We start from the raw sequence: 24,407 nt of genomic DNA, 5'->3' as shown, positions 1-24,407 counted from the left end.
CGCACTCTGCTCCGGGCCCATTTTGTCGCTATTCAGTTTGCCAATCGCTCCTGCAATCCGCAATGATCGCTCTACTGTGTCGGGAGAGAAGACCAAACCTCTCGGGAGGCCGCACCATGACGCCGAGCAAGACAGCAAAACCGTCGAAAGCTAAGCCCGCTCGCAAAGCGACGAAGAAGGCTGCAGCAAGGGCTCGCAAACTTGTTGGCGCACGGGATCTGCAGGCCATGATCAAGGCGATGGCCGAAGACATCTGCGCCGAGTTTGAAACCAGCGAGAGCTTGATGCTCCTCGGCATTCGCACGCGTGGAATCATGGTGGCCGAGCGGCTGAAGGAAGTCCTCGACAAGCAGATGAAGAGACCGATCCCATTGGGGATTCTCGACATCACGCTTTATCGTGACGATCTTCCGGTTCTTGGTCCGCAGCCAGTCGTCGGCGAGTCAGAGATTCCCTTCGACGTCACCGCCGCAGACATCGTTCTCGTCGACGACGTGCTCTACACCGGGCGTACAATCCGCGCCGCATTGGATGAGATCGTCGACTTCGGTCGCCCCAGCGTCATTCGCCTTGCCGTCCTCGTCGATCGAGGCCATCGCGAGTATCCCATTCAGGCCGACTACATTGGCAAGGAAGTCGACGTCGCGGAAGACGAAGTCGTGCGCGTGCATCTGAAAGAAGTCGATGATGTGGACGAGGTGATAGCGAAGAAACGCGAAGTCTGAATCACTTCACAGACGACGGAATATTCAGCAGCCGGCGCGCGAGTTCCAACTCCTCCGCGCCGGTTTCGCTTTGCATATCGATGCTGCGCAGATTCGTCGTCAGATCATGAAGGACGGACCGCAGCAGGCTGTCCGAGTAGCGATCCAGCCATTCCGCTTCATCCGGTGAAACACGCTTTGCCTGCTTTTCCATGTGCTCGAGACGGATCGTCTCTACACGGCGTCGCAACGAGTCCACCGCCCGTGCGGTGTCCTGATTCACGAGCCAATGGGCGAAGCGCTGAATCTCTTCCTCGACGATTTCTTCCACCCGGGCGACCTCGGCTTCGCGCTGCGAGCGATTGTCATCTGCGACCGACTCGAGGTCTTCGATTCCGTAAAGGAACACCATCGGCAAATCGCCCACAGCCGGATCGATGTTTCGAGGCAGTGACAGGTCGATCAGTACCTGGAAGTCGCTTCGGCTCTTCTTTAGCATCTCCGCCGTCAGCAGGTATTCCTCGGAATTTGTTGCCGTCACGATGATGTCGGCATTGGCAAGCGCGCCGTTCAAATCGTCCAGCGCGACGGCTTTGCCATCGACGGCTGCGGCGAGTTGTTCCGCCCGAGACATCGTCCGATTCGCGATCGTGATCGACCGAACGCCTTGTCCTCGGAAGTGCATCGCCGCCAGCTTGCCCGTTTGACCGGCGCCAATCACCAGGACACGCTTGGGCGTCAGATCGCTGAAGACCTTCCGCGTGATGTTCACCCCGATCGATGCGACCGAGATATTTCCCCGGCCAATCTGCGTCTCGCGATGAGCGCGCCGACCAACGTGCAGCGCCTTCGTGAAGAGCTTATTCAAGACGCGGTGGCAAGTCCCTGCCGTACGCGCTGTGTCCAGCGCGCCGCGCAACTGGCCGAGAATCTGGCGCTCTCCGATCACCAACGAATCCACGCCGCTGGCGACGCGAAACAGGTGACGCGCTGCCGCTGCGCCGACCTTCGTGTAGCTGTGTTCCACCTGCAGCGACAGGCTCTGATTCGCTGTCGCTGCCAGGCAGTTGAGCAATTCCCGCCGTGCTTCTTCCGGCTGTTCGCCCGCGATGTAGAACTCCGTGCGATTGCACGTCGATACACCGATTGCTTCGCGAACGGCGTCGGATTTGCACAGCGATGCCAGGAACTCCGCCATCTGCTCGCTATCGAAGCTAACCGCTTCGATCAACGCCAGAGGCGCACATTGATGACTGAGTCCGAAGCAAAGAACGCTCATCGTCGTTTCCCCTTCTTGGGATCCTCCGTCGGGCTAGATCAAACGTAGCTGTGCAGGCCCGGGAGCAAGTAGTTCACACCCAGGTACGTGAACAGCATGGCAGCAAAGCCGATCAGTGCCAGCACGGCCGCGCGCCGTCCCTTCCATCCTGCCAGATAGCGCACATGCAGATAAATCGCGTAGATCAGCCACGTAATGGCCGACCAGGTTTCCTTCGGGTCGAAGCCCCACGGACGTCCCCACGCCGTTGCCGCCCAAACCGCTCCGAGCACAATGCCCAACGTCAGCAGGGGGAACCCCACCGCGATGATGCGGTAGTTGAACACGTCTAGCGCATTCATCGATGGCAGGCGCTTGATCAGCGCATTCTGCGACCGATCGCCATGGAACAGAAGATCCTTCAACAGGTAGATCACCGACACGAAGAAGGACAGCGTGAAGGCCGAGTAGCTGAGCATGATCGTAACGACGTGATAGGTCAGCCAACTCGATTGCAGAGCAGGCATCAACGGACGGATCTGGCTGTGGAAGATCGGTGCCTTGTGAGCCAGCACCATGAAGACGAAGCCGAGGAATGCTGCGCCAAGCCCAAAGAGCCGCGTTCGATTGATGGCCTCGAAGACCAACGCCACCAGAACCATTCCGCCGATGGCGAATGTGAAGGACTCGAACATATTCGACAGTGGCGCCCGGCCGGAAAGAATCCAGCGGGCCGTCACGCCGATGATCTGTTCGATGAATCCGATGCTCAGCAGGCTGAATCCAACCCAACCAACCTTCGGGCGGCCAAGGATGTACGAGGCGGCGTAGGCAATCATCGCCAGTACGTACCAGAAGGCTGACTTCTTGAAAGGCTCGTGGTTGTGATAGAACACGTCCAGGCCGAGGTTGGGCAATTCATAGCCATCCGCTTCGGCTGTCGCCTTCACGGAAGCAGACAGTTCATCAGCCGCCTTCTTGGTGGCCTCCGCATCGCTCGCATTCATCGCTGTCTTGAGAGCTTTCCACTCGCCGGCGATCTTCTTGCCGCTCTCGTTCAGCTTCGATGCCGGCGTGTTCGCCGCCATCCACTCGCCACCTTCTTGTGGGATGATGGCAAAATCGGACTCCAGGCCTTCCAGCAGACGCGCCTTACTTTCGAGTTCGTTGATCGGTTTCGTCCACTTGTCGGAATCCTGCTGAATCAGCTTGATGAGCTTGGGACGAACCTCCGGCTTGCGGTATTCGGCCAAACTGATCCGGCTCGAGCCAAACGTCTTCGCCAGTTCCGGATGGCCAACCTTCAGCAGCGGAAGGTTACGAACCTTATCCGGAGAGACCATGATCTGCAGAACCGTCTCGAAAGCGTCCGCGCCTTCGAACGACTTCTTGCGAGAGATCTCCATCAACTGGTTGTCGCCAAACGTGAAAGCGCTGCGGATAAAACCGTAGTACTGCACCGGCATGCCGCGCAGCGGCGCGATGGCTTCCCGCATCTCCGGCGACAGGCCCAGGCTGTCCTTTTCCTGCGCCGGGGCGACGTTCGCCAATCCGATCAGCACGATCAGAATCGCCAGGATGTCCTCCCATCCTCTACGGCGAATCACTCGCGTCCATGCATTCATTTCTCGAATCCTTTCAAAGTGGCCGCATTTGCCGCGGCCTTCAAAGACCGTCCGTTGAATCTTCAACCAATCCTCAGGGAGTTACCGAAAGGTGTTTCACAACGCTGTTCGTTTGCGGATCCAGTTCTTCCCGTGGGTGCCGGTAGACGGCCGCAACGCTCAGTTGTTTCGCGTTCGGGTCCACCATGAACCAGACATCCTTGCGACGAATGAAGAAGGCCACCAGCAGCCCAACCATCATCAGCCCGCAGCCGAAGTAAATCGGGTGAATCGCCGGGTTGCGTGTCACACTCAGCACCGTGGCGTACATCGGACCGGTTCCTGCCAGCGTTACATTCCATTCGTCAGCCGGCTTCTCTTCTTCGTCCGAAGAGGTCGCGCCGACGGCGATTGCGCGCGTATCTCCAACGCCGAAGTGCACCGTGCCGAGCGGCACGCCGGAGGAGTTCTGCGTGATAGCCACATTGAAGTGCCACTTCCCGCCTTCTTTGTGGATGTCGCTCAGATCCATCGCGTATGCGCCGCCCTGGCTGTGCGAGAATGCCTTCATGTCCTCGCGACCGAACAGCCACTGACTGGCGATGACCTGAGTTCCATCGCGCAGCGTGACCTTCAGCGCCGGATTCTCCAACTCTTCGGAGCGACTTGTCGCAACCCCGTCGGGGCCGATCACGAAATGCGGTTCGAACTGCTCGGCCGTCACCATCAGGTGACCGGATGAACTGCCAGCGCCCAGCGACCCTGTCTCGATTGTCTCGCCACCCTTGGTGATGTACCAGTTGGGTGGCATGCCGGTGTGCAGGCCGATTTCCATCCCATCCAACCCCGGGATCGAGCGCGACTGGCCCATCGAAAGTTCGATGGACGCGGGTTCAGCCAGATCCGGATGCTCAACAGCCAACGTGTAGCGCGTGTATTGCTCGTAAGTCTGGTAGCTGGTCTGGTGGAAGATCCACCCGTCGATCACCGGCGAGTTGTTGACCTCAACGTTCTCCGTACGAGGCGCTTTGCCATCTTCAAGGAAGGTCACCGTCGAAATGAAATGGGAGGGAATCCGTGTCTGTGGGAAGAAGTCCGTGTCGAAATCATCAATGCGAACGGTGAAGCCAAGATCGTACTTCTCATTTTCCTCGTCGCCGCCGACGGTCAGCATGAGTTGATTCGTTTCGCCGCCCTCGAACTGCTGAACGACCCCTTCCTTCGCCACGAAGCTTGAAGCGAAACCGCCCAGCAGGACAATGATCAGCCCTGCGTGCGAAATCGGCGCGCCGAAGCGGCTAAAGAAGCCGCGCCGCGCAAATCCGAAGTTGCCCTCGACGAATGTCTTATAGCCTTTCCGGCGGAACGCCGCGGCGACGCCTTCGGCGTTTCCTTCGTAGGCGACAGATGCGCTTGTCTTTGCAGTCTTGTAGAAGCCAGGAGCTTTCTGAAAACGCGGCTTCAGCAGGGGAACAATGCGCTGCACAATGTTCAAGCATGTTGCGCATCCCATGTTGAGCGCCAGGGCCAGCAGCAGCCCCTTGTACCACCACGAGTAATAGACCTTTGCCTGCGCCTCAGCCAGTTCCGGGATCAACGTTCCATAGATCGAAGCGATCGTCAGGAGGATCAGAATGGAAATGCCGATGTGGAGTGAGAAGAAGTACTTAAAGGGGGGACGATTGTACCACGGAATCTTGACGGCCATCGTAGCCTTTCTTGCGGGTGGGAGTTCGCGGTCCTTGGCGGTCGAAACCGGACCCTTCAGGGCCGATGCAGGGGACGAGCTCTTCATGACTAGGCATGCCTTCCCAGTGTAATGCCTCCTCTCCCCGTCGGGCTTGGATTTGAGCAAGTCCTACACCCAGAATCCGCGCCGCAGGGGGAGTACAAGGGCATCTGGCATGGCATGGCAAGACAAATCCGACACGAGTTATCTAATTTGTCGCATTATATCCAGCCGGGCATTATCGACCCGTATGGGTATATCCGATTTGTAGCACTGAAAATAGAGAGGTTATGCCTACCGTTTGTAGGTCTTCTCGTCGTGACAGGGAGTATTGCAGCTTCCGCCGGTTTCGCTCGGTTTCCAGACCAGCGGGGCCTCCCATTGACCGTAAATGAAGCTCTTTCGGATCAAGTGATCTTGGTCCGATCCGTGCGCAGCGTGACACAGGTGGCACGCTCTGCCCTTTCGCATTTCCACTGTGTGCGTCCGGTGCAGATTCCTCTGCCCATCCCGGAACTCAGTCAGCCCCACGCCATTCGAGCTTTCAGCCAGTCGGGCATCATGACATTGCCAACAAAGGGCATAGTTATTTGTGTCGTACTCCCCATAGGTCCCCGCCGGGTAGCCCTCCGTTAAGAGGGCCGGCTGCTGCGATCCATGCGGAGTGTGACAGGTGGGGCACGATCCCTTCTTCAGCGGATCGTGCACGACTTTGGCCTTCTCGATTGTGCGTGCAATGTTCTCCAGCTTTCTCCCCCGATGCTCGATCGCCAGATCGTGACAGGTCAGACAAGTCTCCGCGACGTTCTCCCGCAAATAGACGTTTTGTTCGCCATGATGTGCATAGTGGCACGTTCCGCACTGTGTTTGCGGGTCGAAGTATTCGTGGCGATAGGGGGCCGTCTGCCCTTCTTCCAGAAACTCCGCATGGCATTCTGCGCACGCATGCAGATCGTCTTGCTCGCGCAGGAAGTGTCGCACCTGGCTTTCATGAGGATTGTGGCAATCCGTGCAGGCCTGTTCGCCGGGGGGATGAATCAGCGTTTCCGAACCTTCCAGCGTTGAGACATCAGTGTGACAGTCGAGGCACATGCCATTCCCGCGGTCGTCGAGCAACTGGGGTGCGGATGAACTGTGATCGACGTGGCAGGAGAGGCATGCTCCCTCAAGGTAGGGCGAATGCTGAAGGACGTTGTGGGAGATTTCCACGGGATGGCATTCGCTGTTCAAACACGTCTTGTTATAGTGCGAATCCATATCGGGAGAGAGGGACGCATTCAGTTCAACGGCCACGGCGATCGATCCGCAGCTCATGCAAAATGCAAACGCGAGGGCCAGACTTGCTCGGCCCATAGAAGTCATCCAGCTTGTCTTCACGGCGGCGTTTTCTCCCGTGGGAACTCTTCTTGCTCGAATCGGAATACTACTGCAGCGTCCTTATTGTAGCGGTTCTCCTGCCAATACGCTGACGACGCAGTCTCCATTCCCGCCAACAGAGACTTCCCACATGGCGACTTCACCCTCTGATTCGGAATCCGAGCGCACCGAGAAACCGGCCGAGAAGAACGGCACCAAGGGGACTCCACCACCGCTCTCCCGCAATGTGATCAGCTACTTCGGGTACGCCGTCACGACGGTTGTCTTCATCGTGCTCGTCGTCCTTGTGATCTACGATCTGTTCTACCATCACGAGAACCCCTACAATAGTGTCGTCACCTACCTGGTCCTGCCCGGCATTCTGACCGGCGGTGTGGGGCTTGTGTTCTTTGGAATCTGGAGAGAGTGGCGCCGGCGTCACAAACTGGAGCCGGACGAGTATCCGACTCTTCCAATCGTGAACCTCAATCAAGGCTGGCAGCGTCGCCGCATCTTCATCGGCGTCGTGCTGTTCACCCTTTTCTTCACGCTGTCCGCAGTGGGAACCTACCAAGCCTACCACTTCACAGAATCGCCCGTCTTCTGCGGCAAGGTCTGCCACATGGTGATGGAGCCTGAGTACACTGCCTATCAGTACTCTCCCCATGCGCGAGTCACCTGCGTCGAGTGCCACATTGGATCAGGAGCCAATTGGTACGTGAAGTCGAAGATGTCCGGCCTTCGCCAGGTTTGGGCTGTGGCGACGGACACCTACCATACGCCGATCGAAACCCCAGTGCACAATCTGCGGCCCGCGCGTGAAACCTGCGAGCACTGCCACTGGCCCGGGAAGTTCTCCGGCTCAAAAGAGAAGGAGATCTGGCACTTCTCTCCGGATCAGGCCAACACCCCGATGCGCTACAACATGCTGCTGAAGGTCGGCGGCGGCGAACCGGAGGTCGGTCTTGGCCAGGGGATTCACTGGCACATCAACGAGAACGTCGAAGTCAAGTATTGGGCACGCGACGAAGATCGTCTGGACATTCCGTACGTCGAGATGACCGTCTCCGGCAGCAAACCGCAGATCTTCCGCACGGATGATTGCCCCGATCCGCTGCCCGAGGGCGCCGAGCTGCGCACGATGGATTGTATCGATTGCCACAACCGGCCGTCGCACATCTATCGCTCCCCGCGACAACTGATCGACCTCTCGCTCTCAACGGGTCAGCTCGACCCCTCGTTGCCTTACTTCAAGCGCTTCGCATCGGATCTCCTCGAGCGGAAGTACGAGTCGACGGATGAAGCTCTGAAGACGATCGAGACAGTCTTGAAGAAGGAATACGCCGATCACATCCAGGGGCCGCGCCGCAAGGAACTCGTCGAGCGCAACATCAAGTGGTTGCAGGAACTCTATCAGCGCAATTTCTTCCCCGAGCAGGGGGTTGACTGGCGCGAGTACCCGAACCACATCGGGCACTTCGAGTGGCCGGGCTGTTATCGCTGCCACGACGGCAACCACAAGACTCGCGACGACGTTGCGGTCTCGCACGAATGCAAGAACTGCCACGACTTCCTCGACCAGGCCGAAGGCGAAGCCGCGTACGAGGAGCCGGTCTACACCGGCGGCGAGTTCAACCACCCGCGCAACCTGGGCGACATCTGGAAGGGCCACAACTGCACGGAATGCCACGGCATCGAGGCGGGTGAAGGCGACGAGCCGGCGCTAGAAACAGCCGACGCGAATTAGTCAGAGGAAACTGACAGCAACTTGACCGGCTGGAGCCACGGCCCGTTCAGCCGGGCCAGGCTTGCCGGTGGGCGACTTGGCGGCGCGGGGATGTACTTCGCGACCGCGACGGCATCCTTCCCTGGCGGACACAAGAAGCACAAGTCATCGACCTTTGCTGAGGGCGACTCCGCATCCAGTTCCACCATCGGCGCCGGAATCGCCTGGCCGCGATGAATCCACTCTTCGGCACCGGCGTTCAGGTAGAACAGCGGCCAACTCGTCAGCCCGTCGACCATCGGCAGGACATGCTCTTCCATCCCATCGTGCCCGTCTGCCTCGAGCTTGTCCAACGTCACGGCCTCGCTCAGATCGAAATCCCCGACCCTGGTACGCCGCAGCGACGACACAAGCGCCCCACAGCCGGTCTTCTGGCCCAACTCATGGACGAGCGATCGCACGTAGGTTCCGGACGAGCAGGCAATCCGAAAACGCAGTTCCCCATCGCCGTTCCCCAGGATGTCGAACGAGTCTACCCTGACCTCTCGGGGTTTGGCCTCCACCTTTTCGCCGGCCCGGGCGTACTCGTACAGCTTGCGCCCCCGCACTTTCACGGCACTGTAAGGGGGCGGCGTCTGGAGAATCGTCCCCGTGAACTCCGCGGCCAACTCCTGCAGCCGAGCTGTCTCTGGCACGGCACCTCCCGGGCCGGATTCCACGTTGCCCTGGGAATCGTACGTATCGGACTGCACGCCGAGGCGCATCGTGCCTTCGTAGGTCTTGTCGAAACCGACAAGGTACTCGGACAGCTTGGTGGCTTCGCCGAGCAGAACGATCAAAAGGCCGGTTGCCAGGGGATCGAGCGTTCCGCTATGGCCAACGCGCCGAGTGGCCGCGACCCGGCGAATGACGTCGACAACACCCTGCGACGTCAGGCCGCTGGGCTTATCGACCGCCAGAATACCATGATAACGGGACTGCTTCTTTGAGCGCTTCGGCGTCATCTTCACCCTCGATAGAATCAGGCGCGCCCCGCCCGGAGCGCGTCGAACTCGACAATTCGGTCTTCGTTCTTTCGGGATCCATGGCCCTGGCTTTCGCCATGATCGGCCTCTATTTCCCGATGTTTCCCCTTTATTTTCGAAGCATCGGTCTGAGTCCAAGCCAAATTGCGATCCTGATGGCAGTTCCCGGCGTCAGCACCCTCCTGGCCAACCAAATCTGGGGCTACCTGACCGACGTTCAACTGAACCGGCGGACAGTCATCGCGCTGATGTGCCTGGTCGCATCGGTCACCGCCGTCCTCTTCCCGCGATTCGAGACATTCGGCGCCCTCCTGATCATGATGGGCGTCAATTCGTTCTTCTCCGACGGGCGAATCCCCATGGTCAACGCGATGGTCTTGGCCAATCGCAAGGGCGAGGAGCGCTTCGGCCCAATTCGGTTGTGTGGATCGATGGCTTTTGTCCTCTCGACAATCCTTGCGGGCAGACTGAGCGACATGGAGGGCGGCCCCGGCATCCGCGTCATTTTCCCGATGCTCGTGGTCGTAAACCTCTCCTGGGCAGCGATGATGTACTTCGTGAAGGACTTCCCGCTCGGCCAGGGCCGGAAGGTCGCTCCCGACCGCCGTGTCAGTATTCTCCAGGTTCAGCGCATCCTGCTGCGCAAGCCCGTGGTGCGCTCCTTCCTGATCTTCGTTCTGATCTTCCAACTGGCGCATCACATCTCGCTCATATTCCAGGGCCTCCTCATCAAGGACGTTGGCGGTTCCACGACCGATGTTGCCATCGCCTATTCGATCGGTGCCGTTGCCGAGATGATCATCTTCATCTTCAGTCGAAAACTGCTGGCGAGCGTCCGCCTGATGCCTCTCCTTCTGGCGGCGGCGCTTGCCCAGATCATTCGCTGGGCGCTTGTTTTCACGTTCCCGACCGTGCCGGTCATCTTCGCGACGAACTGTTTGCACATGTTCACATTCGGCCTGATGTACCTGACGGCCGTTGTCTTCATGAATCGCGAAGTCCCCCCGGAAGTCCGTTCTTCTGGCCAGACGATCCTGGCCATTGTCTATGGCTCCTTCGGAATGATCCTGGGGCCCCTGTTGGGCTCGATCATCTTCCAATTCCTCTCAATCCGCTGGTGGTACGCGTTTGCCACGATTGTTGCGTGCCTGGCCTTGCCATTGTGGTACCGCGTCCGCACAGGATACGAGCGCGAGCACAACGTCAGCGGTTTCTGGGTCCGATAGCATCATGACTGAGTTCCTCTTCATCGTTCATCCCATCTGGTACCTGATCCTGCTCGGATTGTGGGTCTACTGCCTCGTGGACGCCCTGCGTTTCCATCGAACCTGGTTCTGGGTGCTGTTTGTTCTGTGCCTCGGCCCACTGGCCGCGATCGTCTACATTCCGAACTTCAAACTGAAGCGCCACCGCCGCGAAGGCCTCCTGGACGAGTATGTTGCCGATGCGGTGCAGTTGAAGGACCTGCAGCAGCAGGCCGCGGAGAGCAACATCCCTGCGCTCCATCTGCAAGTTGCCGAGATCCACGTTCGTCGCCAGCGCTGGCAGGAAGCCCTGGAAGAACTCGACAAGGCCCTGGCCAATGACGACGAGGACTTGCGCGCCCATCATCTGGCGGGCGTCTGCTTCCGCGAACTTGGGCGCCCCGAAGGAGCATTGGCGCATCTCGAGTACGTTCTCGGCGAAGATCCTCGCGCAGGTTACGGACACGCTCGGCTTGTCTACGCGAATGCGCTGCTTGATCTGGGGCGCAAAGAAGAAGCGGCCGAGCAATACGATCGCGTGCTGTCCGCCTACAGCATCCCCGAGGCCGCCGTCCGGCGCGCCCGATTGCTGGAAGAATTCGGAGAGCGCTCCGCCGCGATGGAAACGCTCGAGGATTCCATCGACCGCGCCAAAGACTTCCCCGCAGATCGCAAGGCCGACGAAGGCCGCTGGATTCGCACCGCTCGCGAAGAACTTGATCGAATGCGGAAAGCACCCAACGCATGACTCCCAACATCGCAGCGCATGACGAGGAGCCGGGAGCCTATCGCCGAGGCGTGTTCTTTGTCGTGCTGGCTGCGTGCCTTTGGAGCACCGGCGGCGTCGTCGTCAAAGCAGTCGAACTCTCGCCCATGGCGACCAGCGCGGCCCGTTCGATCTTTGCAGCGCTTGTTTTCCTTGTCGCCGCCCGCGGTCGTGTACTTCCGCCGCGAGCCGGAAGACGCTGGTTTCTCCTCGGCGCATTTTCCTACGCTTACGTCGTGACCACGTTCGTTATTTCGACGCGTTGGACCACGGCCGCGAACGCCATTATCCTGCAGGACACCGCACCCCTTTGGGTGATGTTGTTCAGCCCCGTGCTGCTGGGCGAACGAACCCGTCCGCGGGACATCGTGGCGATTCTGATCGGCGGCATCGGCGTCGCCTTCTGTATGCGCCAGGGCCTCAGCCTGCCCCGCGGCGATTCGCTCTTCACGAAGCAGACGCTCGGCGACCTGATGGCGATTTCCAGCGGCATTGCCTTCGCTGCCCAGATGATCGTGTTGCGCAAGATGAATCGCTCGACGCCGGGCCGTACAGCCTCGCCCGGCGATGCATATCGTATGCTCTTCACCGGCAATCTGATTGCGGCCGTCGTTGGTCTGCCTGCGCTCTCGGGAGACCTTCACCTGATCTCGGGAGCGATCCCGTTCATGCTTCTCGTGTGGCTGGGAATTGGCCAACTGGGCTTCGGCTACTTCTGCTTCCAACGAGGTGTGCGCCATGTGCCGGCGGTGCAGGCCTCGATCCTCTCACTCACCGAGCCCATCCTGAATCCGATCTGGGTCGCGCTGGCCGTCGGCGAAATCCCCTCACTCTCAACCATCGGTGGGGGAGGGCTGGTTCTGGCTGCTGTCATTGTCGGTGTCTGGCCGAGGAAGTAACTTCCGTCACTTCACTTGCGTGATCATCAGCGTCAGATCATCCGCCTGATCGAGCGCCGCGCGCCACTTATCGACGTGCGAGGCGATTTCGGAGCACGCGCGTTTCGGCGGCAGATCGACCGATTTGCGCACGGCTTCGCGGAGACGCGGAATGCCGAATTCCTCGCCCGAGGAATCCTGCTGCTCCACAATACCATCCGTGAACAGGCAGATGCGATCACCGGGCTGCAAATCCACGCTGGCCGTTTCCGAGAACGCGAAATCTCCCGCCAGCCCCAAAGCCACTCCACCCGGCGGCAGCGAGATGAACTCGTCCGTCGAGTTGCGGTACAGCAGCGGCGGCTCGTGTCCGGCTGCCACGTAGCGCATTCGTCGCGCGTCCTCTTCCAGGCGCAGCAGCAACATCGTCACAAACAGCCCCGGCTCGACATCCGCTGCCAGCAACGAATTGAGTCTGCCCATCAGGGACTCCAGCGGCGGATCCGAAGAGGCGAGGCTTCCGACAAGGTACGCGCGAGCGGTACTCATGATCATGGCGGCGCCGATCCCGTGTCCTGTGCTGTCGCCGATGGCCAGCATCGGTCCGCGCGGCGACTCGAAAATGCCGAGATAATCGCCACCGACGGAACTGCTCGGACGATTCCAGCCGAACACGGAAAGGCGGTTCGTCTCGAGACCTTGATCCGGCAACAGGCGGTCGTGAATTCGTCGCGCCATCACGAGCTGCATTTCGATCTCGCGCCGGCCCAATTCCTCGCGGTGGTGCAATGCATTCGCCAGCGCCATGGCCGCCTGGTTCGCGATTCCTGTCGCCAACTCCAGATCGTGCTGACTGAACTCACGCATGCGGCCGATCGTATCGAGATAAACCACGCCGAATGCATCATCGCCACTGACCAGCGGGCAACAAACGGCGGAAACGATACCGCTCATGATGATGCTGTCCGAGTCGGAGAAACGGGCATCCGTCCGCGCGTTCAAGACCGTCAGCGAGACGCGCTCATTCAGACAACGTCGAACAATGGAATCGCTGATGCGAATGCGCTCATCGCCTTCCGGTGGATTCAGCAGACGCGATGCGATGGGTTCCAGGGGCCCTTCGCGTTCCATGCGCAACAGCACCGCACCGCGGTCCGGCTCGAACACCTGGAACAAGGCATCGAGCGTCAGATTCACCAGCGTATGCAGATCGAAGCACCGCCGCATCTGGTCGGCGTAATGATAGATCACGCGAAGCCGCGTCAGCGGATCAGTCAGATCCTCGCGCCGCGGTTCTTCAACGCGGAACGATGCCAGCGTTCCGCCATCTCCCACCGGCATGTGAGACAACGGGACGTCGCCTTCGTCGCGCGCGACCAAGTCGATGTTGCTCGCATTCAGCGGATCGAAAATCAGGATCGTCTTCCCGACGACAATTCGATCGCCCGACAGCAGACGCCGCGGCGCCTCGATCCGCCCGCCGTTCACGAACGTGCCGTTGCTGCTGCCAAGATCTTCGATCAGGAAATGCCCGTTCTCCGGGCTGACGCGCGCATGGTGGCGAGACGCGTGATGGTCGTCCAGAAAGACCGCGTTGTCCGGCTGGCGTCCGATCGTCGCCGGATCCGCGCGCAGACTAAACTCCCGCCCGGCAGCCGCCCCCGATTCCACAATGAGCTTCGGCATCAGACTGCTCCTGCTTCTGTCAGCGTGGGATCAACCTGCCACAAAAGCCGAGCAGGTGTCGAGGCCGGATATTGCCTCGTCTATTCTCCCAAGAGGGCCTCGGCCAGCGCCCAATCCTCTGTCGCCAGTCGCCATCCATTGTGCAACGGAACGAATCGGCAGGCATTCCGGTCCAGGCCGGAAAGGTCAAGGCTCTCCTCCTTCCTGAAGAGGACGACTCGGAAGTTCAAATGCTCCCGCAGATCCGGCTCCTTCCGCAGCCGATCACCAAACCATTCCCCGGCCATCAACGTGATCTTCGGCTCGTTGCAGGCGCGGAAGAACTGCAGGTCGTACTCCGCCTCGGCTGAATCGCCAAAATCATAGATCATCGCAGCCTCCCCCTTGCGCAATTCCTCCGCGATTCGCTTTGCCCGGCGATGCGCTTCGCGGTCGTGGGTCGGGGGAGGATCGAACGAGCTCAGAAGAATGGCCAGGACAGCGCCTGCGACGGGAACGCACCACCAGACGTCCAATCGCCTCCGGCTGAGGGCTTTGCCGATGGCTTCGTACCCTGCGATCCCAAATGGCAACAGCGCGACCAGGATCGGCAATGCGAAGCGCTCCGGATAAACGCATCCCACTTGATTGGAGAGCATCATGTACAAGTAGGGGAGCGATAGACACAACAGGGGCAGCGCCATCACGTATCGACGCTTTCTTTCCACCTTCAGAAATCCCCAAATCGCAAGAGGGAGGAGAATCATCGCTCCGCCGGCAATCGACCGGAATGCCAGCATCAACCGATCGGCGACGCTGAGCGCCAATGCCCGTTCCTCAGCCAACTCAAACGGATGATGCCAAGACCCTTGAGCGTAATGATTTACCGCCAACCATCCCAATGGCAGGAGTAACAGCAGGACCATTCCGCCAATTCCGATCGGCAACACGTTGCCCTGTTTTCTCCGCAAGAGGAGAATGAAGAGCACCGCCCACAGCGCGATGGAACTGATCCACGACTCGTAGCGGGATAGCTCTAATCCCGCCAGCACAACGAGCAGCAGTGCGGCGCGTCCGAGAGAGAATTCCTCCAGCAGCGCGAAGAACAATCGCAGAGCGGCGCAAAGCAACAGCAGGCAGAGAGGCTCGGCGAGGAACGAAGTCGTGAATCCAAACACCATCGGAATCGTCAGAAGAAGGCAACTCCCCGCCGGTCCCCAGTCCCATGTGTCCGCCCGAGACTTCGACGGAATCCCCACAATCAACAGCGCCAGGATGATCGCAACCAGTGAAGATACCGCCTGCAATGCCGGACCACCGAACGGGATCGACTTCATGAACGCCGCTTGCCAGAAAAGCGGCAAAGGCAGCCAGAATGTATCCGGGGTCAGAATGTAGTCGCCCGCCACGATGCCCCGTGCCATGACAAACCGCACGAGACCATCCGTCGAGATCCACACGATGTCGTGTGAGATCCGAAAGGCCCAGGCCGCCACCACAAGAACAGCGGCTGCCAAAACAAGCAACCGATCGCGTCTTTGCATGGTTGGACGCAAACTCCGACAGATTTGAACGTAGCGCTCATCTATCGAAGTGCGAGCCTCGCGTCGAGGGGGAATGAGGTAGCGAGTTCAGGCCACTCCCTACCTCACCCAAAGCGTCACTTCCTCCAACTCGCCGACCGAGTTCCATTCCATCACGAGTTCATACTTGTCTTCGGGGAAATACGACAGGCTGCGCTCGCCGCCATGGATTACCTCGTTGACTTCGGGTTTCCCCAGAAGATCGGTGACTTGCTCGAAGGTCGTCGCTGCCGACAGCGCCAGCTCCTCGGGCCCGACCTGCAGCATGGCCTCGGCGGGGGAGATGTCGGGGATGTGCGCCTGGGGCGTAAAGTAGAGGTCGATGCTCTCCAGCCCATCCCGGCCGAATCCCAAAACCAGTCCGTGTTGGGCGAACTGGAGTTCGGTTTCCTGCGTCGCGGCGAATCCCCCGGTGGGCCTGCCAAAAGCCCGCGCCATCGAGAGTGGCGAGCCGAATTCCATCCGATTCACCTTTGGCGGAGATACGGTCAGCGTCAGCGGACATTGCCGTGTCTCCGGCCAATCCTTGAACCGCCGCATGAAAAGCCATTGCCTCAAACCCATGGGACACGTCCTCCGTGCGCTTATTCCATCGTGCGATATCACCGGGCGTCAATGTTTTGGCGTCCACTCAGCAATGGGAAAACCATTGACCTCTGCCGCCGGATTGGAGCGGGATAGGAGGCGAAAGCCAGTCGCAAGGATTGGGATCAAATGGCGCCTGAAAAACCAAAGATTCTGGCAGTGGATGACGAGAACGACGTTCTCCTCATTCTCAAAACGGCTCTTAAAGAAGAGTACGACGTTTCGACGGCCACCAATGGCCCCGACGCGCTCGCTCAGGCACAGGAAAATGTGCCTGATCTCGTCATTCTCGACATGATGATGCCGGAGATGGACGGCTTCGAGGTCCTGGCAGAGCTCAAGAACAACGAGCGCACTGCTGCCGTCCCGGTCGTGTTTCTGACCGGCATCTCGGATAAGTCGAAGATCCGCAAGGCTTTGGATATGGGAACCCAGTACTATATCGTAAAGCCCTTCGACTACAATGACTTGCTGACCAAGGTGCAACTTGCACTACGCGATTCGGAGACAACACTCCCCTGAACGGGGAGTGACGGAACACCGCTTGGTCCGATAACTCCCCCGCGCTAAAGGGTTCATCCCGGCGCGGGGTTTTTCGTGGTCCGGCGGGAACAATCGACCAGTCCAACACGCAGAGGGGACACACGCAAAAATGAGTTCTCAAGAAACGCTTTCCAAGGTGGTGATTACGCTCCCGGATGGGAAGACCATCGAGTTCGATCACGCGCCGACTGGCCGTGAGGTCGCCGAGGCCATCGGCCCCGGCCTGGCCAAGGCTGCGCTTGCCATCCAGGTCAACGGCGAGGCCCGGGATCTCAATGCTCCGATCGCGGAAGACTCCGAAGTCGCCATCCTGACGGCCCGCCAGCCGGAAGGACTCGAGGTCCTGCGTCACTCCTGCACGCACCTGATGGCTCAGGCGGTCAAGCGCCTGTGGCCCGATGCGATGCTGGAAGACGGTCCGCCCACCGACGAAGGCTACTTCTACGATATCCGAATGCTGCCGCCTGCCACGACCGAGGACTTCCCGCGGATCGAGGCGGAGATGGAGAAGATCGTGAAGGAGAACCTTCCGATCGAGCGCAGCGAGCTGTCGCGCGAAGAGGCCATCGAGCTCTTTCAGAAGCGTGGCGAGAAGTACAAAGTCCACATCCTCCAGGCCATCCCCGAGGGCGATACGATCTCGGTCTACCAGCAGGGCGAGTTCATCGACCTGTGCCGCGGGCCGCACGTCCCGAGCACCGGAGTGTTCCAGGCGTTCAAGCTTCTCACGACCGCCGGCGCCTACTGGAAGGGCGACGCCCGCAACGATCAGTTGACCCGAATCCGAGGAACCGCCTTCGCCAACAAGAAGGAACTGAAGCAGTACATCAACTTCCTCGAGGAAGCGCGCAAGCGCGACCACCGGCGAATCGGTCGCGAGCTTGGCCTGTTCATGCACCACGAATGGACTCCCGGCGAGACCATCTGGCTTCCGAAGGGGAAGATCCTCTACGATGTGCTGAAGAACATGAGCACCGAACTGCACGTCCGCGAAGGCTACGATGAAGTCTTCACGCCGATGCTTTTCCGCAAGGATCTCTTCGAGTGTTCCGGTCACTGGAAGCACTTCCGCGATGACATGTTCATCGTCCCTGGCCAGGAGCATCACATCCTCGACGATGCGGAGATCGCCGAGTGGGCAGAGAAGCTCGAAGCCGAAGCGCGCGAGGACGAGAAGGATTGGGCCCGCATCGAGCCACATCTTGAGGGCAAGTCGGCCCCCGGCGAGCGTCTTTCCGTGATGCTCGACAAGAGCGCCGTCTTCAAGGATCGCTACTGGAACCTGTTCGAGAAGCGCGCCGGCATTTTCGTGACGCTTCGCAGCCAGGAAGGCGACATCTACGCCCTGAAGCCAATGAACTGCCCATCGCACATGCTGATCTTCCGCGACCGTCGGCGTAGCTATCGTGAGCTGCCGTTGCGGATCTCCGACCAGGGCGTGCTGCATCGCAACGAGCCCTCCGGAACGCTCTCCGGCCTGACTCGCGTGCGTCAGTTCTGTCAGGACGACGCGCACATCTTCGTCGAGGAAGAACAGATCGCCGAAGAGATCAAGCGCGTCATCGGCATGGTGCGCGCCGTCTATGGCACCTTCGAGATGGAGTTCGCCCACGTCTTCCTTTCCACCCGCCCGGAAAAGGCGATGGGCACCAAGGAGCAATGGGATCACGCCGAGGCCGCCCTCAAGGAAGCCATCGAAGCGAACGGCCTCGACTACACCGTCAACGAAGGTGACGGCGCGTTCTATGGCCCGAAGATCGACTTCATTGTCCGCGATGTTCTTCGCCGCGAACACCAGGTTGCAACCATTCAGCTCGATTACCAACTGCCGGCGCGTTTCGAACTGCATTACACTGCTGCGGACGGCTCGGAGAAGACGCCAGTCGTCGTGCACCGTGCGCTGTACGGTTCGTTCGAGCGCTTCATGGGAATGATGATCGAGCACTACGCCGGCGCGTTCCCCGTCTGGCTGGCACCGGAACAGGTTCGCGTCCTGACCATCAGCGAGAAGTATCTCGACTACGGCCGTGAAGTGTACGACATCCTGCGGAAGGAAGGCGTTCGTGCGCAGGGCGATTGGCGCGATGACAAGATCGGTGCAAAGATCCGCGATGCGCGCATGGACAAAGTGCCCTACATGCTCATTGTCGGGGAGCAGGAAGAGGCGAATCGCGCCGTCGCAGTGCGTTCACGCAAAGGCGACGAAGGCTCCACGCCGTTGCAGGAATTCCTCGATCGCATCAATAGCGAGAAGCAGAAACTCTTCGAGTCCCAGTAATCCCGCAGGCGATTTCATCGCCTCGGAAGACAAGCCGACAATTGGAACGCGAATCGCTCCGGACATTCCGGGGCGATTCGTTCTTGCTGGGTGTTCCGAGGTTGCAATTGACACCCGCTGACGGCGAATGCGCTCTGGACAGAGCATCGGGCGGTTCCAAACTTCAGACGGTCCAATCCGGTCCATCTTCAACGGGATCCGCCCATCACATTCTGGGAGAGTGAACATGCAGATTTCACCGAGGGCTTGGAGGCCTGCAGCAGCCATTGGGGTACTGCTGCTGAGCATGGCAATCTTCGCGGTCGGTTGCGCAACCAGCTCGGCAGAGCTGACCCGCGTCGAGCGCGCGCAACTCGAGAATGCCGTCGATCACGTCAAACCATCGCTGGTTCGTATTCAGGTTGTCGAACCCGCCTACTACGAAGGGCGCGAGTTCAAGAGCGTCGCATTCGGCAGTGGCACGATCATCACGCCGGACGGCTACGTGATGACGAATCATCATGTCGCAGGAAACGCCGTGCGTCTCCTCTGCACGATGCCGAATCGCGAAGAGGTCCCGGCCATTTTGATCGGGACCGATCCCGCGACGGATATCGCAATCATCAAGTTGCAGCCCGACACACCGCAGACCTTTCCAGTCGCGCGATTCGGCAACTCTGATGAACTCGAAGTCGGCGACCGCGTGCTGGCGCTCGGCAGTCCGCTCGGCCTTTCGCAGTCCGTGACGCTCGGCGTGATCAGCAACGCCGAAATGATCATCCCTTCGATCTTCGCCAACTCGGCCTTTCGACTCGACGGCGAAAACGTCGGCGAACTCGTTCGCTGGATCGGTCACGACGCCGCGATCTACGGAGGCAACTCCGGCGGTCCGCTCGTGAACATGAACGGCGAGATCATCGGCGTGAATGAACTCAGCTGGGGCCTTGCGGGAGCCATTCCGGGCAACCTTGCAAAGAAGGTCGCCTTTGAACTGATTGAGAACGAATACGTTCGTCGCGCCTACATCGGTTTGAACTTCCAGCCGCAATTGAAAGACGCACCGATTCGCGAAGGAGTCCTGGTCGCCGGCGTGCAAAGCGATTCCCCCGCCGAGAAAGCCGGATTCCAGAGCGGCGACATTGTGCTGTCGATCGCCGGCCAGCCCGTTGAGGCGCGCTTCCTCGAAGACATGCCGACGTTGAACAACGTGATCGCAAACTTGCCAATTGGCAAAGCCGTTCCCGTTGTCATTCTGCGCGATGGAAACGAGATGACGATTGATCTGACTGCGATCGAACGCGAGCCGGCGCTTCCTCCAACGGAGGAATTCCGGGCATGGGGTCTGACTGGACGCGACTTGTCCTTGTGGACACAGCTTTCCCTCGCCCGCGACAGCCGCCAGGGCGTCATCGTGACTTCAACACGACCGGGCGGTCCGGTTGCGAAGGCCGAACCCGAAATTCGCGGCGGCGATGTGATCGTGCGCGTCGGCGATCGCGAAATCAACAGCGCCGACGATTTGATTTCCTGGACGGAGGAAAATGTCGGCGATTCGGAAGAGACAGTACCGACGCTCGTTGAGTACGAACGCAAGGGTGAGAACTTCCTCACCGTCGTGGACGTCGGCATCGATGAACTCGACGATCCTGGCGTGGAAGTGCGCAAGGCCTGGCTGCCGATCGAGACGCAGGTACTGACGAAAGACCTTGCCGAGAAGCTCGACCTGAAAGGCAAGAAGGGCGTTCGTGTCACGCGCGTCTATGGCGACATTCCAGAGGACTTCCCGCTCGAAGTCGGTGATGTGATCACGCAACTGGATGGGACCGTGATCGAAGCCAGTCAGGCACATGACACGGAAGTTTTCCGCACGATGATTCGCGAATATCGCATCGGCACCGAAGCCGAATTCACCGTGCTGCGCGATGGCGAGAAGATGAATGTCACGTGGAAGCTTGGCCCCTCGCCGGAAACCGTTCGCGAGATGGCCCGCTTCCGGGACTTGGATTTTGAATTCATCGTTCGCGAGACGACATACTATGATCGCCAAGACCCGCAAAATGGGGACGCAGACGTGAACATCCTCGTCGACTCCGTTACGCGCGGGGGATGGGCCTCACTGGCTGGTCTGCATGTGGGCGATGTTCTGCTGGCGATTGACGCCCACAAGGTCACAACACTGAAGGACGTGGAAGAGCAGATGGACCGTGTGCACGAGACAGAGCCGAACTCCGTCGTCTTCGAAATCCGTCGCGGCACGCAGCAGGCGTTCATCGAAATCGAACCGAGTTGGGATCGCACAGCCGGCTCATCGAAGTAACCCGTGGGGGAGGGAGAAACTCCGCGGCACCTCAAATCCGGAAAGGGACTTTCCATGATGATTCGCAAGGCAAGTACGACAGCTCTCTGGCTGCTGGCTGCAGTCCTGACCCTCACCTCAGTTGCCTCCGCCGAAGTTCACGACGCGGCGCGCAAGGCCCTGAAGGAAAAGGGGGACGCAGTCATTACGGTCGAGGTTGTCCTGAGCGTGAAGTACAGCTACGGCGGCAACCAGCAGGAACAGGAAAACAAGGACGAGGTGTTCGGTGTCGTGATCGGCGACGATGGCCTTGTCATCACGTCGCTGTCATCGGTCGATCCAGGCGCAACCTACGAGCGCATGATGGGCTCCCGCACCGAGGACATGAGCTACACGAGCACCGTGAAGTCCATCAAGTACATCATGCCGAACAACGATGAGATCGATGCAACGGTCGTCCTGCGCGATCGCGATCTCGACATGGCGTTCCTGCGACCGATCGAAAAGCAGGACGAGCCATTCAGCTTCATCGACCTCTCGAAGCATGCCGAAGCCGATGTCATGGAACCCATCTTCACGATCGCGCGCATGGGAAAAACGGCCAAGCGCATCGCCATCGGAATGACCGGCGAGATTCAGGGCGTGATCGAGAAGCCGCGCAAGTTCTACATCACGGACTCTGAGATTGTGACCGGCGGTCCTGGCGTTCCTGTTTTCCGGGAAAACGGCGATCTGCTTGGCATCGTCCTGCTCCACGTTCTGCCGGGAGCCGCAAAGGACGACACCAATGATGACCCGGTGATCCCGGTTGTGATTCCTGCTCTCGACGTCGAAGAAGTCGCTGCCCAGGCACCGGAAGAGGCGCCGAAGGAATCCGCTCCCGCACCGGAGGAGAACGAACCGGCTGCCGAAGAAGATACCGGCGACATGTAATCCCTGTGAGCCAGTTAGGAAATGAAAACGCGCCCCGTCGATCAGTGACGGGGCGCGTTGCGTTCTAGTCTATTGGTGTCATTCCCGCGTGAATCGGTTGATGATCTCTTGGCACTCCGGATAGCTGAGCGTCAGTTCCTTCCGGCTCGCCATCGAGAAATCGGCAAACTCAAATCCCGGTGCAACCGTGCAGCCGCACAGAACCCACTCCACATTGGGAGCGGGGCACGCTGCCTGCCAGACATTTGCGTCGACTGTTGTCTGAGGCGAGAATCCGGCGCCCAGGTCCCGACGCAGGATCCGCTGCTCATATTCACCATGCTGGTGAATCAGGTGCAGTTCCAATGGTCCGCCGCCGTAGAGGTGCCATGTCTCCTCAGACCGCACTCGATGGAACGCCGAGAAGTCCTTCGCTTCCAGCAGGAAGTAGATCAGCGTGCTGGCTGCGCGCTCTCGTTCCTCGCCCGGCGGCACATTCGGGTGTTGCACGCGCACGTCGGAACGAAAGATCTCCCGATAGAACCCGCCTTCCGGATGCGGGATCAGCTGGAGTGTCTTGATGACTTCCTCTGCTGACAATCGGAGCACCTTTGCCTGTCTCTAGCCTCTTTTGGGTGACTTCCGACCCCTTGCCGAGCCTCTTCGGCCTCCTGCACGCCTCGCCCGGCGCCGCCCCGCCTCCTCTACATCGCTTGGAACCGGTTCCTGCTCGTTGCGCGTCGTGCGCAGGCGAGCCAGAACGCTTTCATTGTCGATCCAGGGGAACTGCTGCAAGGCTGCTCGATCGTCGAAGTCCTTGATCTCCAGCTTCAACAGCCCCTTCATCTGGTCGATCATGTCCAGGGCAACCTTGGTGGGAGCAGGCTTCGTGCCGTGCGCCAGCACAAGATGGCGTCGCTCCTGCAGCACCTCGCTCAAACGCTGATTCTTGATGAATGCGTTGCCCACGGGATTATCCAGGATCGCGAGCAGTTCGTACGATTTCCGCAAGCCCAGCTTGATCTTTACGTCATCCATTCGGCGCAGAGCCTCGAAGACCACGCGGTCGCGCGGGGGCACCTTGCGGATGTCCACATCGTCTGTCCGAATCTTGTGATGCGCCAGCAGAACGTTCTGGGCGAACAATTCTGCAGCACGGTAAAGGCGCGTCAGTGCATCATCAGTGCGACGTTCCATCAACCGGCGGATCGCGTTATTGTAGAGATCGAAAATCAGCTCGACCGGATAAACGCCGACCGACTGTTCTACTCGAGCGACCTTGTCCAGCGCACCAATCGCTTCTTGAGAGAGCTCAAATTCACCCGCTGCCCGGCCCTTTGTCCGAGCCGCGCGATAGTGCCGCAGGAACGTGCGAACGCGGAAGTTGTCCCAAGCCGCATAACCCGGCGCCAGATCGGTCAGTGCCCGGTAGAGATTCGCATCGTCCTTCGTCAGAAGCTCCGGATCGAAGCGCTGCAGAATCTCCGAGGCGGCGCGGAAACGCAACTCGCGCATCAGCATTCGCGCCATGCGCAGATCGCCCTCGGCGCGAACGGCCTTTGCAGTTGTGATCACCGGCTCCGAACCCGCCCCCGGGCCACGCGAATACAGGTAACGCAGCGACTGGCACCCGCTGCTGGCCGCGGCCAGCACCATGCCCGACGCCATGACCTTTGTTCCTGCCGTGTAATGCACAACGAGGTGCCCAGCGTCGTAGCCCAATTCTTCCAGTCGATTAATATAGGCGCTGGTCGCCGTGTATGCCTCGTTCAGGCTCTGGGCGCTCTCCAGCTCAATAATCTCTGTTCGCCGACGATTGATTCCGACGCCCTTGATCAGGCGCTCCGCATTGTCGTGGCTATCGGCCGTCGCCAGCACACCCAGGCGCTCCGGCTTCATCGACTTGATATCCGCGATCAGCGTATCTACCAGATCGCCCTCGCGCGGTGCGCTGAAAGAGGTTCCGATCGAGACCAGGTGGGCTGTGCCATCGGCCTTGGAGCGGCCAGTTTGCTTCTTTGCCATATTACGTCTTCTTCCTTTCTCATCCAATCCCACACGCTGACAAGACTCCCCCCCCGAGCGCAAGTGCCTTTCGTCTTCGTATATGATGAGGTTCCCGTTACCCCGTGCCATTCGAGTCGCCCACGGTTCCGCCTACAGTGACATCTCTGTCCCACTTTTTGGAACGCTTCCCTTGACTCCAGTTCGGACAATCCGGAGGATAAATATCGTGATATGCGCAAGGAGCAACAGCGAGGCAACGATGTCACACT

The 24,407-nt window shown here is 59.6% G+C and carries 19 protein-coding genes; 9 read left to right on the top strand and 10 right to left on the bottom strand.

The genetic code is table 11. The annotated features are described in order from the left end of the window. The first annotated feature begins 116 nt into the window (after positions 1 to 116). Complete coding sequence (gene pyrR, locus KQI84_02740; protein MCB2153779.1) at positions 117 to 725, top strand: bifunctional pyr operon transcriptional regulator/uracil phosphoribosyltransferase PyrR; 609 nt, start codon at positions 117 to 119, stop codon at positions 723 to 725. A gap of 1 nt (position 726) precedes the next feature. Here pyrR and hemA read toward each other — a convergent pair whose 3' ends face one another. The 4 genes from hemA to KQI84_02720 form a co-directional block, all read right to left on the bottom strand. Continuing rightward, entirely contained in the window at positions 727 to 1,983 is a 1,257-nt protein-coding gene (gene hemA / locus KQI84_02735; protein MCB2153778.1) for a glutamyl-tRNA reductase, read from the bottom strand. A gap of 38 nt (positions 1,984 to 2,021) precedes the next feature. After that, the gene (ccsB, locus tag KQI84_02730) at positions 2,022 to 3,587 is read right to left on the bottom strand and encodes a c-type cytochrome biogenesis protein CcsB (protein ID MCB2153777.1); all 1,566 of its coding nucleotides are present in this window, start codon (positions 3,585 to 3,587) and stop codon (positions 2,022 to 2,024) included. Between the two features lie 73 nt (positions 3,588 to 3,660). After that, positions 3,661 to 5,361: a cytochrome c biogenesis protein ResB gene (locus KQI84_02725; protein MCB2153776.1), complete on the bottom strand. Its 1,701-nt coding sequence runs from the start codon at positions 5,359 to 5,361 to the stop codon at positions 3,661 to 3,663. 228 nt (positions 5,362 to 5,589) lie between these two features. Next, positions 5,590 to 6,648 (bottom strand): hypothetical protein, encoded by a 1,059-nt coding sequence (locus tag KQI84_02720; GenBank protein ID MCB2153775.1) that lies wholly within the window; start codon positions 6,646 to 6,648, stop codon positions 5,590 to 5,592. 154 nt (positions 6,649 to 6,802) lie between these two features. Here KQI84_02720 and KQI84_02715 point away from each other — a divergent pair, with 154 nt between their 5' ends. Then, the gene (locus KQI84_02715; protein ID MCB2153774.1) at positions 6,803 to 8,398 is read left to right on the top strand and encodes a NapC/NirT family cytochrome c; all 1,596 of its coding nucleotides are present in this window, start codon (positions 6,803 to 6,805) and stop codon (positions 8,396 to 8,398) included. On the opposite strand, the gene truB is transcribed toward KQI84_02715, so the two are convergent. After that, complete coding sequence (truB, locus tag KQI84_02710) at positions 8,395 to 9,381, bottom strand: tRNA pseudouridine(55) synthase TruB (GenBank protein MCB2153773.1); 987 nt, start codon at positions 9,379 to 9,381, stop codon at positions 8,395 to 8,397. The two genes, KQI84_02715 and truB, sit on opposite strands and share 4 nt — an antisense overlap. An 80-nt stretch (positions 9,382 to 9,461) precedes the next feature. Between truB and KQI84_02705 the strand changes: the two genes are divergently transcribed. From KQI84_02705 to KQI84_02695, 3 genes are read left to right on the top strand one after another with little or no spacing between them, the layout of a single operon-like run. Continuing rightward, positions 9,462 to 10,628 (top strand): MFS transporter, encoded by a 1,167-nt coding sequence (locus KQI84_02705; protein MCB2153772.1) that lies wholly within the window; start codon positions 9,462 to 9,464, stop codon positions 10,626 to 10,628. Positions 10,629 to 10,632: 4 nt separating this feature from the next. After that, a complete protein-coding gene (locus KQI84_02700; GenBank protein MCB2153771.1) occupies positions 10,633 to 11,394 on the top strand; it encodes a tetratricopeptide repeat protein in 762 nt (253 codons plus the stop codon). Then, complete coding sequence (locus KQI84_02695; GenBank protein MCB2153770.1) at positions 11,391 to 12,311, top strand: DMT family transporter; 921 nt, start codon at positions 11,391 to 11,393, stop codon at positions 12,309 to 12,311. The genes KQI84_02700 and KQI84_02695 overlap by 4 nt, the downstream gene beginning before the upstream one ends. Positions 12,312 to 12,317: 6 nt before the next feature. Here the strand turns inward: KQI84_02695 and KQI84_02690 are convergent, their stop codons facing one another. The 3 genes from KQI84_02690 to KQI84_02680 form a co-directional block, all read right to left on the bottom strand. After that, positions 12,318 to 13,976, bottom strand: a complete 1,659-nt coding sequence (locus KQI84_02690; GenBank protein MCB2153769.1) for a SpoIIE family protein phosphatase — start codon at positions 13,974 to 13,976, stop codon at positions 12,318 to 12,320. An 80-nt stretch (positions 13,977 to 14,056) separates the two neighbouring features. Continuing rightward, positions 14,057 to 15,499: a hypothetical protein gene (locus KQI84_02685; protein MCB2153768.1), complete on the bottom strand. Its 1,443-nt coding sequence runs from the start codon at positions 15,497 to 15,499 to the stop codon at positions 14,057 to 14,059. Positions 15,500 to 15,598: 99 nt separating this feature from the next. After that, complete coding sequence (locus tag KQI84_02680; GenBank protein MCB2153767.1) at positions 15,599 to 16,102, bottom strand: hypothetical protein; 504 nt, start codon at positions 16,100 to 16,102, stop codon at positions 15,599 to 15,601. Between the two features lie 150 nt (positions 16,103 to 16,252). On the opposite strand from KQI84_02680, the gene KQI84_02675 reads away from it, so the two are divergent. From KQI84_02675 to KQI84_02660, 4 genes are all read left to right on the top strand, one after another. Beyond that, positions 16,253 to 16,645 (top strand): response regulator, encoded by a 393-nt coding sequence (locus KQI84_02675; GenBank protein ID MCB2153766.1) that lies wholly within the window; start codon positions 16,253 to 16,255, stop codon positions 16,643 to 16,645. 130 nt (positions 16,646 to 16,775) lie between these two features. Next, the gene (gene thrS / locus KQI84_02670; protein MCB2153765.1) at positions 16,776 to 18,944 is read left to right on the top strand and encodes a threonine--tRNA ligase; all 2,169 of its coding nucleotides are present in this window, start codon (positions 16,776 to 16,778) and stop codon (positions 18,942 to 18,944) included. 226 nt (positions 18,945 to 19,170) lie between these two features. Continuing rightward, positions 19,171 to 21,240 (top strand): PDZ domain-containing protein, encoded by a 2,070-nt coding sequence (locus KQI84_02665; protein MCB2153764.1) that lies wholly within the window; start codon positions 19,171 to 19,173, stop codon positions 21,238 to 21,240. Between the two features lie 54 nt (positions 21,241 to 21,294). Then, entirely contained in the window at positions 21,295 to 22,152 is an 858-nt protein-coding gene (locus KQI84_02660) for a serine protease (GenBank protein MCB2153763.1), read from the top strand. Between the two features lie 78 nt (positions 22,153 to 22,230). Here the strand turns inward: KQI84_02660 and KQI84_02655 are convergent, their stop codons facing one another. Together KQI84_02655 and KQI84_02650 are read right to left on the bottom strand one after the other, a co-directional pair. Further along, complete coding sequence (locus KQI84_02655) at positions 22,231 to 22,731, bottom strand: cupin domain-containing protein (GenBank protein MCB2153762.1); 501 nt, start codon at positions 22,729 to 22,731, stop codon at positions 22,231 to 22,233. A gap of 21 nt (positions 22,732 to 22,752) precedes the next feature. Then, entirely contained in the window at positions 22,753 to 24,156 is a 1,404-nt protein-coding gene (locus KQI84_02650; protein ID MCB2153761.1) for a TIGR02710 family CRISPR-associated protein, read from the bottom strand. Positions 24,157 to 24,407 lie beyond the last annotated feature (251 nt).

It is taken from the genome of bacterium, from assembly GCA_020444065.1.
Classification (GTDB): Bacteria; Sumerlaeota; Sumerlaeia; order SLMS01; family JAHLLQ01; genus JAHLLQ01.
Note: the sequence above shows the minus strand (reverse complement) of the source record. Positions and strands in the feature narration are given on the sequence as shown.